The sequence below is a fragment of the Kribbella sp. NPDC023855 genome (genome assembly GCF_040639475.1).
Lineage (GTDB): Bacteria > Actinomycetota > Actinomycetes > Propionibacteriales > Kribbellaceae > Kribbella.
Map to the genome: position 1 here is coordinate 93382 of NZ_JBFAAA010000002.1, position 11035 is coordinate 104416.

The 11035-nt window shown below is 67.7% G+C and carries 5 protein-coding genes; 1 reads left to right on the forward strand and 4 read right to left on the reverse strand.

Features of this window, described 5'->3' with window-relative positions:
- Window positions 1-4: 4 nt before the first annotated feature.
- The 3 genes from AB0F51_RS06160 to AB0F51_RS06170 all read right to left on the reverse strand — a co-directional run bounded on the left by AB0F51_RS06160 (window position 5) and on the right by AB0F51_RS06170 (window position 10062).
- Window positions 5-9031: an RHS repeat-associated core domain-containing protein gene (locus AB0F51_RS06160; RefSeq protein WP_360274849.1), complete on the reverse strand. Its 9027-nt coding sequence runs from the start codon at window positions 9029-9031 to the stop codon at window positions 5-7.
- Between the two features lie 466 nt (window positions 9032-9497).
- Complete coding sequence (locus AB0F51_RS06165) at window positions 9498-9644, reverse strand: hypothetical protein (RefSeq protein ID WP_360274852.1); 147 nt, start codon at window positions 9642-9644, stop codon at window positions 9498-9500.
- A gap of 19 nt (window positions 9645-9663) precedes the next feature.
- The gene (locus tag AB0F51_RS06170; RefSeq protein ID WP_360274855.1) at window positions 9664-10062 is read right to left on the reverse strand and encodes a YcxB family protein; all 399 of its coding nucleotides are present in this window, start codon (window positions 10060-10062) and stop codon (window positions 9664-9666) included.
- Between the two features lie 182 nt (window positions 10063-10244).
- Between AB0F51_RS06170 and AB0F51_RS06175 the strand changes: the two genes are divergently transcribed.
- Window positions 10245-10547 carry a hypothetical protein gene (locus AB0F51_RS06175; RefSeq protein ID WP_360274858.1) on the forward strand — a complete coding sequence of 101 codons (303 nt, stop codon included), beginning with the start codon at window positions 10245-10247 and terminating at the stop codon, window positions 10545-10547.
- Between the two features lie 175 nt (window positions 10548-10722).
- Here AB0F51_RS06175 and AB0F51_RS06180 read toward each other — a convergent pair whose 3' ends face one another.
- Window positions 10723-10899, reverse strand: coding sequence for a hypothetical protein (locus AB0F51_RS06180; protein WP_360274861.1), 177 nt, complete (start codon window positions 10897-10899; stop codon window positions 10723-10725).
- Window positions 10900-11035: the final 136 nt, after the last annotated feature.

Genomic DNA, 11035 nt, shown 5'->3' on the forward strand with positions numbered 1-11035 from the left:
CCCGTCACGGCGCACCGGAGGGGAACGCCGTGTGGATCCTGCCCTTCCGGACCACCACCCGGATGTAGTACTGCGGATCGCCGGCGGCCGTCGTACCGATCGACGACGGGAACCGGTAGTAGTACACGCCGTCACCCGTCTCTCCACCCAGCGCCCGGTTGATCATCCGCTCGATCTTGGCCTTGCTGGTGGTGTTGAACTTGCTCTTGTGCGGGTACTTCGTCCGGTTCACGTGCCGCTTCCAGATGTGGTCCCAGCGGCCCTTCGGGATCGGCACTCCACAGGTGTTGTGGACCAGCAACTCGTCGGCGCCCACGTGGTACGTGTGGATGCCTTCGACACTGAGGTTGTACGCCGTCGCGGCGCGCGCGCCGGCCGTCCGCAGCCCACCGATCGTGAAGCGCCGGCCGTCGGCGGACTGCACCTCGTCGCCGCGGTCCAGCTCGGCGGCGGGTTCGAACCGCTGGTCGGTCGCGTTCCAGAACGGATGGTTCGCGGTCGTGGTGACCAGCTCACCGGCCACTTCGAGGTCGATCACCTGATCGGAGTGCTCGAAGATCTGGGTGACCTTGTGCCGGCCTTGCTCGCCCGTCTCCGGATCAGTGGCCAGCACCTCGTCGCCGACTTCGACCTGCCCGATCGGCTTCTTGGTGCCGTCGGCCATCAGGACCAAGGTCTCGCCGGTGAAGCTGCATGCCTTGGCCGCTGTCTCGGCGGCGTCGTCCAGCAGCTTGGTCAACGGCCTGGTCGAGCGCAGCCCCACGCTGAGGAACTTGCCGACCCCGAACATCAGGACGCCCTCTGCGCATCCCTTGGCCAGTCCGCGCAGGTAGTCGCCCGCGGTGTGCTTGCGGCCGAGCAGTACTCCGGCCACGGTGTTGACGATCGCGCCACCCGCGCAGGCGGCGATGATCTGCGGCACCGCGCCGGTGGGGTCCGTGGCGTCGACGGGGTCGCCGTCGACGTACGAGTACAGGTTCGGCCCAGCGGCCTCGAACCCTTCCGGGTCCTCGGACAGGAAGCGGCCGGTCCCTGGCTCGTACCAGCGGGCACGATTGAACTGCAGGCCCGCCGGTGTGCCGGGCCCGGACTCGCGTCCCGTGTAGCGCACCGGGTTGGTGTCCCCGGTCAGGCTGGATCGCGAGGTGCCGTACGGGCCGTACGTGTACTCCGCCGCCAGCGTCGCAGTACCGGGAGCCGTCCTGGCCACGACTGAACCTTGCCGGTCGGTCAGGAGGGCTGATGCGCCACCCGTACCGTCCAGACCGTCGACCCGCGCGACTGCCGAGTCGGTGTCGAGACCGGCGAGGTACGTCGCGTCCGCGGTCCCCGGACCGTCCTCGACCAGCAGGTTGTCCCCGTCGTAGCGAAGGTTCCAGGACTCACTGCCGACCGTGGTCCCGATCCGCCGGCCCAGTGGGTCGTACCGCACCTGCGAGGCACCGACTGCGCCCGTGGTCGACGACAGTTCGCCCCGGGCGTTCCAGGTGTACGTCGAAGTGCCGTCTGAGGTCAGGTTGCCTTCTGGGTCGTAGGTGCGCGTGACGCCGTCCAGAGAGGTCAGCCGGTTGGCCGGGTCGAACTCGGCCGACGTGACCGGCGTCGGCAGATCCGATCGCGCCCACGACCCCGACGACCGGTCCAGCCGCCCAGCGGAGTCGTAGTGGTAGGTCAGGTCGCCCAGCACCTGCCCACCCGACGTGAAGGTCAGCCGGGTCAGCGCACTGTCCAGGTCGTAGTCGGCTGTGCGGACCACACCACCGGGCAACGTCTGCGTCTTCAGCCGCCCGGCCGAGTCGTACCCGTACGACGCTGTCACCGTCCCGCGAGTGACCGACGTGAGCCGGTCCGACTTGTCGTACTGGTAACTCGTGTCCGGCAGCCCTGGCACCTTGAGCGTCTTCAGCCGATCCGCGGCATCCCACTCGCGCGTGATCGTGCCCTGCGGAGTGGTCTCGGTGGCGAGCCGGTCCTGATCGTCGTACGTGTACGCGACCGCGCCCGCACCCGGCGTGGAGTCCGTGAGCGACTCGAGCCGACCCTTGTCGTCGTAGACCGAGATGAGCGTCGACTGGTACTGATATGCGCCAGGCGAGCCGGTCCTGCCGTACCCGGTGAAGACCTGCCGCTGCAGCTCGTCGTACCGGTACTCCGTGGTGAGCCCGCGCCGGTCGGTCACGGTCTCCGGCCGGCCGAGCGCGTTGTACGTGTAGACGGTCTTCTTGCCGACCTGGTCCGTCACCTCGTGGACCCGGTCCATCACGTCGTACGCCCAGCTCGTCGTACCGTTCCGTGCGTCCTTCAGCGATTCCAGGTTGCCGTTCGCGTCGTACGTGTACGTCGTGACGGCACCCAGCGGATCCTTGGTGGACAGCACCTGGTTGGCGGCGTCGTACTGCACGGTGGACACCCCGCCGTCCGGCCCGACCGTCTCGTGCACCCGCCCGGCCGGGTCGATCCCGTACGACGTCTTGCGGCCGAGCGGATCGATCGTCGCCGACGTCATGCCGTCCAGGTACTCGTACGTCGTCGAACCCGCGCCATCGGGTGTCAGCTTGGCCAGCAGACCGTCGGAGTTCCACTCGTAGGTGGTCTTGCGCCCCTCGGCGTCGGTCGCGTTCGCAACGTTGCCGGCGGCATCGAACGTGTAGCGGATAGTGTTGCCGAGGGCATCGGTCGTCGAATCCATCGCGCCCTCGGGACCGTTGTAGGTCGCCGTTTCCTGCTGCTGCCCGGTGCCCATGCTCACCGTGGTCGAGGTGGCCTGCTGGTTCGCGTTGTAGGTGCTGACCATCGAGCGGCCGTTGGTGTCGGTCGTCTTGGTCGGCAGGTGACTGGCCGGGTCGCGCTCGACGCTGTAGCCGCGTTCGGCCGTAGTACCGGTGGCGCTGGTGTCTTTGACCAGATAGCCGGAGGCGTCGTACTCGACGGTGCGCTTGGCGCCGGCCGGGTCGGTGACGGTCGTCTTGGTGACCTTCTTGCCGGTGCTGTCCAGAACGTAGTCGAACTTGTAGAGCCCGCCGTCGGCCAGCTTCTGCTGGATCACCCGGTTGTTGGTGTCGTAGGTGTTGGTGAGGAAGAGTTGCTGCTTGGCGTCGGTGATCGTCGTCAGCCGCTTGGCTGAGTCCCAGCCGTAGGTCGTGACGCCACCGTTGACATCGGTCACGGTCTTCAGCAGGCCGCTGTCATAGGTGTAGGAGACGGTGCGGCCGGCGTTGTCGTGGATCGCGAGGACCTGACCGGCGGTGTCGTAGTCGTAGGTGAGCCAGTAGCCCTCCGACGAGGTGATCGAGACGATCGCGCCGATCTGGCTGCCGTAGACGTTCTTCGCGATCCGCTTGATCGCCACGGTGTGGCCGAACCGGTCCCGGATCCCCTGCAACGGGGCCTCGTCGCCGTAGATCAGCACCGTGCCGTCGCGCAGCCGCAGGTCCCAGCCGCGACCGTTCCAGGCCATCGTGGCGCCGGCGAACTGCCCGACCGTGCCGCGGGCCTCGAACGAGGCATCGGTGAAACTCGTCCCGGGCGAGGTCCGGACGAAGTGCACCTGACTGCCGTCGATCAGGTTGAGATCGGCTTCCTGCCACTGCCGTTTGGAGGTCAGGAACGTGTCGTACGTCCCCATCGTGCCCATCCCGAACGGCCGGGCCCGGCCATCGCCCGAGCTGTACGCGCGCTGCACCTCGATCGGGACGAACCCGCCGAGGGTCAGGTCGGACTGCGTGTAGGTGAAGCGTCCGGTGCCGAGGTCGACCGGGTCACCGGCCGAGCCGAGCGCCTCGAGGATGCCCTTGGTGAGACCCTCCAGCCAGCCCGAGACGTTGATCATCGCGCCGTCGAAGTTCTCGATCGCGGTGTCCTCGCCGGGGATCACCTGGGTCCCGTCTGCCGTCACCGTTCCCTGGCCGTAGACCTCCCAGCCTTCGGCGTACTTCTCGTGGGTCCAGAAGTTCAGCCGGGTACCGGGCTTCTGGTCCAGGTAGTTCGGGTAGTGGATCTTCGCCACGCCACCGTGCAACTCACCACCGGCCGGCTGGACGGTGAAGTAGACCGGTACCTGGACGCCCTTCGGCATCGGGATCGGGGTCCGGTCGACCGGGATCGGCGTGATGCCCACCCGGGTCACCGGCTTGCCGTCGGCGTCGGTGATCGTCACGCCGGCCGGGATGTGCACCTCGAGACCCTTCACCTTCGGCGTCTTGATCACCACCGGGGTGGTGGTCGGGCCGGCGATGCTGATCTCGTTCGCGGTGTCGAGAATCGGCAGGTACGGCTGGTAGAAGAGCTTGTTGCTCCCCTTGCGCAGGTTCACCTGGACGTCGAAGTACCCGTACTTCGTGGTCCGCGTCGACGCCGTCCGGCCGTCCATCGCGAACAGCCAGGTGCCGTGGGGCAGACCACGGAGTACGAAGGACCCGTCGGCCTTCGTCCGGGCCGCCCGGTCGGCCACCTTCACCGTCACCCCGGCGAGCGGTTTGCCGTCCGTCCGGAGGATCCGGCCGGTCAACGACGCGTCCCGCTTCCGCGGATAGACCGGTGGTGGCGGTTCCTCTTCCTCGTCCGGCTCCTCTGTTTCGGCCACCGCCGGAACAGCTTGCTTCGTGCGGGGAAAGTCCTTGCGGTCTTTCACGGACGGCATGGCCGCGGCGGCCGTGTTGTTGGTGACCGCGATCGTCGCGGTCCCGGCATTGAGGTCCGCCGGATCGACGAACAGCGTGTAGGTGCCCGCGGCCGGCAGCGTGTAGGTCAGGTAGCCGTTCGCCGTCAGGCAGGTCGAGGTGAGGTTGGTACCCGCCGAGTTCCGCAACCGCAGGAAGCCGCCGCAAGACGGATAACTCGACGCGGTCAACGTCGCCTTGATCTTCTGGCTCGCCGTACCGGTGAACGTGATCGAGGCCGACTGACCGACCACGGTCGTCACACTCACGCCGGCGCCACCGACGGTCGTCGTCTTCGTGACATCGGCCGGCACGGAGTACAAGCGGACGGTGGTACTGGCGGTGACCGCGTAGTCCGGGTCGACGAACAGCTGCCAGGTCCCCGCCTGCGAGAGGGCAAGTGTGTCGATCAGCATGCCCTTGCTGGACTCGTAGCAGCTGGTGGTCTTCTCCGTGGTGCCGTCCGGCCGGAGCAGTTTGAACGACACGTCGTACTGCTTGGCGGTCCAGTCGGCCAGGCTGCAGCCGATCAGCACCCGCTGTCCGCTGGTCGCGGTGAAGGGGATGGTCGCGTTCTGCCCGACCACGGTGTCGAAGGTGACCGCGGCCCCACCGATGGTGGCCGCCGGTGCGGCATCGGCCGGTACGGCGTACAGCTTGATCGTCGCGCCCGCGTTCGCGTTGAGCTTCGGGTCGACCTTCACCGTCCAGTCACCGCCGGCCGTGGCGGTGACCGTGTCGAACAGCTCGCCCTTGAAGGAGGTGTAGCAATTTCCGGTGTCAGCCTTTGTCCCGTCCGGACGCAGCAGCTCGAAGGAGATGTCGTACTGCTGGTTCGGATCGGTCAGGGTGCAGCCGACGAAGATGCGCTGGCCGGCCGTGACCGGGAAGACGACAGTCCCGTTCTGACCGGGGACGAGGTTGACCACCGGGCTCGCACCGAGCGAGGAGCTGACCACCGGATCGGCCGGGACGGAGACGGCCCGCAGCATCGGGGCGAGCACGAGCGCGCGGCTCGGGTCGGCGAGGACGGTCCAGGTACCGGCCGTCAGGGCCCGGGTGTCGAACAGGATGCCCTTGTCCGACGAGGCACAGGTGCCGGTTTCGACCTTGGTGCCGGCCGGGTTGAGCAGCTGGAAACTGACGTCGTACTCGTGACCGGTGATCGCCACGCAGGAGATGAAGACCCGCTGTCCGGCCGTGGCCGAGAAGGTCAGCCGGGCCAGCTGGCCGGGCTTACTGTTGCCCACAGCAACAGCTGCGGCGTCGACGGTGGTGCTGACAATGGCATCCGCCGGAATGGTGTTCACCGTGACGTCGATCGTGCCGGTCTGCGCGCCCGCGGGCTCGACCAGCAGCAGGTACTCACCTGTCTGCGGCAACACGTAGCGGTCGGCCTGGTAGTCCATGAAGTAGGTCCAGGACTGGTCCCGGAACAGGAACGATCCGTCCGGACCGCGCAGCGTCACCTTGCCGGTCGCGGTGCTCGTCAGCTGCGGAGCGACATCGACGTGGACCAACTGTCCTTGCGTGCCGGTGAAGCTGACCGAACCGGTCTGACCCGGCTTGCTGATCGTGAGCCGGGCGGCCGGGCCATCGAGCGTGGTCGTCGCGGAGATCGGTGACGGCACCAGGTTCACCTGAGCCGTGTAGGTCCCCACGTCGAAGTTGTACGGGTCCACGTCGACCGTGTAGACGCCATCCTCGGGCAGCAGGACCGAGGCGAGGAAGCCGCTGGTCGTACCGGAGTACGTGTTGGTGGTGACCAGCTTCTGGCCGTGCGGGCCCCAGAGGACCGCTCCGCTGGCGAGCTTGTTCGGCGCGGTCAGAGTGGTGAAGACGAGTTGACCCTTGGTACCGGTGAAGGTGAAGACGGCGTGTGAGGGCGCTGCCGTAGTGGTCAGGCTCGCGGCGGCACCGTCGATCGTCAGCGGGCTGGTCAGGTCGGCGGCCTGCCGGGCCAGGACGGTGAAGCTGCCGGTGACCGGGTCGCGTGGGTCGAGCTCGACCAGGTAGGTGCCGTTGGTCGCCGGCCGGGGCAGCTCGAAGAAGTCCCGGCCACAGACCGTCTCCTCCGCGACCACCGCGCTGCGGTCGGGCGCCCAGACGTGCGCTTCGTAGCAACCGCTGATCGTCTCGTCGACCTGGAAGCCGAGCCGCTGTCCGGCCGTCGCGTCGATGCTGAACAGCGCGATCTGGTTGGACGTGACCAGGTTGATCGTCGAGGCAGCGTCCGGAGTGAGCTGGACCGAGGCCGCGACATCCGCCGCCAGGAAGGGGGCGGGCGGCACGGTGAGCTGCCCTGCCGAGCTGACGGTACCGGCTCTGGTCCGCACGCTCAGCTTGCCAGCAACGCCGAAGCCGGGTGCGCGAACCGTGAGCGTGCTCGAGGTCGCCGAAAGCACCTGCAGCTTGGTGCCGTTGACCGATACGGTGTTCGCCGTCGTGGCCGGAGCGAAGTTGCTGCCGGAGACAGTCAGCGGCGCACCGCGATCGACGACGGCCGGACTGACACTGGTGATCTGTGGTGCCGCGAGCAGAGTCACCGAGCCAGCGGAGACCGTCGTACCAGCGACCTTCACCAAGGCCTCGCCGGTCGCCGCCCCGGTGGGGACGGTGACGACGAGGTGGTTGCGGCGCAAGGACGTGATCGGCGCGGCGGCACCACCGATCGTCACCGACACCTGCTCGGCGTCCAGCCCGAACCCGGTGCCGTAGATCTCGTAGGAGTCGCCGACGACCGCGGTGGAAGGTCCGGCCTGCGCGACTGTCAACTGGCCGGCCGGCAGGTTCTGCGTCGCCGTGACGTTGCCGACGGCGTCGTACTGGTAGGAGACGCCGGCGCCGTCCGAGGTGAAGACCGCCTTGACCCGGCCGGCCGCGTCGTGGGCGTAGAGCACCTCGCCGCCCATCGGCACCACCGGCTTGGATGCGGCGGACGCGGCGCTGGTGCCGGCGGCGTTGATGGCCTGCACGGTGAAGGTGTACGGGACGCCGTTGGTCAGGCCGTTGACGGTCGCCGTGCTCGTCACGCCGACCGTCGTCTTGATGCCTCCGGGGTTGGCAGTCACCGTGTAGCCGGTGATCGCCGCGCCGCCGTCCTTCGGGACGGTCCAGCCGACAGTGGCTCTGCCGTCAGCTCCCGCGACCGTCAGGCCGGTCGGAGCCAGTGGAGCGGTCGCCTTCTTGTAGTAGCCGCGGAGGCGCAGGATCAGCTTGGTCGCGCCGCTTGCGTAGAAGGTGGTCTGCCCGGCGGCGGAGATCTTGAGAGTGTCGTGGGCGGCGGTGTTGGTTGCGTTCGCGTAGTAGACGGAGGCATCTGAGGGCCGGGTCGTACCGGCCGCATAGCCAGTCAGGTAGCCGGCAGCCGTAGGAGCCGAGGCCACCACGTTGGCGTCAACAGCGGCGAGGTTGGCGGCCGCAGGGATGCCGTTGGCGCCGGCGAGCGTTGCGGTCGTAGTACCGGCTGCTGCCAGGGCAACGCCGTTCACCACGGTCGCTCGTGCGACCGGGATGTAGGACGCGGCTGCTGTGGTTGCTGTCGGCTTGGAGTAGTAGCCGCGAAGCCGGACCGTGAGCTTGGTGGCGCCACTGGCCGAGAAGGTGACCTGACCGGTACTGGACAGCCGGACCGTCTCGTAGTTGGCCTGCGACTGGGTGACCGGGTAGTTGACGACAGCGTCGGCTGGTGCGGCTTCGCCGGTCGGGTAAGCCTTGAGGACTCCGGCTGCGGTCGGGGCGGCTGACACGACGTCTAGGGCCATCGCAGCGACGTTGGCGGCTGCAGGGATGCCGTTGGCGCCCGCGAAGGTGTAGCTGGTGGTCCCGTTCGCCGCTAGCGCCAGGTTGTTGATCACCGTGGTCGCCGGGAGCGGGACGAAGGTCGAGCCCGCCGTCGTGGCCGACGACGAGGTGAAGTAGCCGCGAAGCCTGACCCACACCTTGGAGGCCGCACTCGAGTACACGCTGATCTGCCCGGTCGCGGAGACCGGCACGACGTCGTAGCTGACTGTGTTCCGGCCGGTGACGAAGTTGGTGGTGCTGTCCGTTGGCCGCGTAGTACCGGCAGCGAAGGTCTGGATGTAGCCGGCTGCCGTCGTACCGATCGCTGTCACCTGCACGGCGACCGCACTGACCTGCGCGGCCGACGGAATCCCATTAGCCCCGGCCACCGTGACGGTCGAAACCCCTGCCGCGGCCACCGCGACCCCGTTGATCACCGAGGCGGGGGCTACCGGTACGAACTGCCCCGCACCGGGCTGCAGCTCAGGAACTGCCGCCGTACTCGCCGCGGCCGTCTCACCCCCTACCGGCTCGGCCGCGACCTCCGGCACCACCAGCAACGACCCCAGCAACGAAACGCAAACGAGCATGACGATCCGACGACGCAACACGACAACCCCCAGCAGAGACCTGCAGCGACATCCCCCGACGACCACTCCGGCCGCCGCGGAGTCTATGCGCAACCGGTAGCTTTCCGACAGCGATTGCCCACAACCAGTAGCCCCCTGCCCAGATCAAGGCACTACTTGAAGGACGCCACGAAAATCCGACAGTTCGGGAAGTCGAGGGCGACAGCCAAGACACTCCGGTGCACAACGCCGAGGATGTCCTCCTCGATACCTCGAGGACTGTCGAACCGTTCGACGTCCCAGCCCCGGCTGAGACCAGCGGAGTACACCAGGGAGGGAACAACACCGGCTCGGGGCGGCGTCGTGAAACCACTGGCCGTCAAGAACTCCTGCACCGACGAACAGGCGAGGTCGAAACTCAACTGAAAGCTGTACTCGCAACCGCTGAAGGCACCGAAATGCACACCCGATACAGCCGCCGGCAACTTCAGCGCGTGGTCGTCAACGCAGTTTCGAGCGTGACGCGCGGCACGGTGCCGGCGTAAGCCCTGGCGTCCGGATTCGACTCTTCCTCCAACGAGCAGCCGACCAGTACCGAAGCAGCGATGCACACCAGCAAGAAAGCTCGGACCATCGCACGGACGACTATCACCTCATGCTGCCTGCGGCCCGGACTTGTTCCCGTCAGTCCGGCGCAGCAGTCCTGCGTCGACAAGATGGGCGCGAAAGCGCTCCTCCTCGTCAGGCGAGAACTCCGAGAGGGGCAGGACGATCAGGGTGCGGCCGGCTCGGAGGATCCAGTACCTGCGAGTGCGGCGGACCCGCGAAAAGCTCGCCCATGGGTAGAAGGAGAAGTTGTTCACCTCGGTCCGCCGAGCGACCCCGGCCGCATCGATCACATTCACGAACTGGCGTCCGAGACGGCGAGACATCCACCAACTGATCGCGGCTGTCCACTCCGGCAGGGAAAGCAGCACCAGACCTTCGAGGGCGCCGACGATCATCGGCCCGGGACCGCTCGCCGTACCGACCACCCAGATCGTGAACAACAAGCCCGCAACCCGCACTATCCACGCTCGCCACCCGAGCCAGGCCAGAAGCGCTTCCGTGCCAGCCCGGCAGGTCCCTTCCCACCTGACCTCAACCGACGCCGCCTGCGCGCTCATCCACTCTCCGTCCTACCCACCACATCGCCAGCGTTCTCGCAGGAGAGTAGACCCTTCCCCCCGACCTCGTGGCCGACCGGCCTCCGGTGGAGCAACTGGCCCAGGCGATCGACGCTCGCATCGAGCCGGTGCTGATCCCGTGGGACTGCGCTGACGGCTTCTTCGAGGCCTACTGGCGCAGGCCCGAGGCGTACCTCGACGAGCCGGTACGCCGGGCCGTGTCGGTCTGGACGAGAGTCGGACCGGACGCCGAGCGGCGGGCAGTCGACAACCTCCGCGCCGACCTTTCCTCAGGCCGGTGGGCCGAACTCAACAGCGAGCTCCTCGCTCTCGACGCCGCAGAGCTCGGCCTCCGCCTACTCGTAGCCTGAGGAAACTTCGACGTCCGCAGGTCGAGCGGGTGGTGGGGATTGGGGTACCGCGGGTGGGGGGTGGGTTACTGGGGGTGAAGGGGGGAGCGAGGGGCTGGAAAGGCGGGTAGGATGCCGCGACTGTGAGGTCGGAGCCGGTTCAAACGCCTGTTTTTGTTGATCATTCCGGGCATCGTCAGCGCCGGATTCGGCGGGTCGGGGCTGGGCTTGCCGTGCCGGTGGTCGGGTACGTCGTGCTGCTGGTCAGCAGCGTGCTCGGTGGGCCGCGGGTGGATACGCCGTTGATTCCGTTGCCGGAGGCGGGGAGGCAGTTGCCGAAGCCTCGGGTGACGCCGGCGCCGGGGCGGGTCACGGAGACTCCCAAGCCGGGCGAGTCCGAGAAGACGAATGAGAGCAGTGTGCGGCCGGTTGCTCAGACGAGCGCGCCGGAGACGGAGGGAACTCCCACGCCGGGTGAGCGACCGACACCGTCGGCGTCGACGAAACCG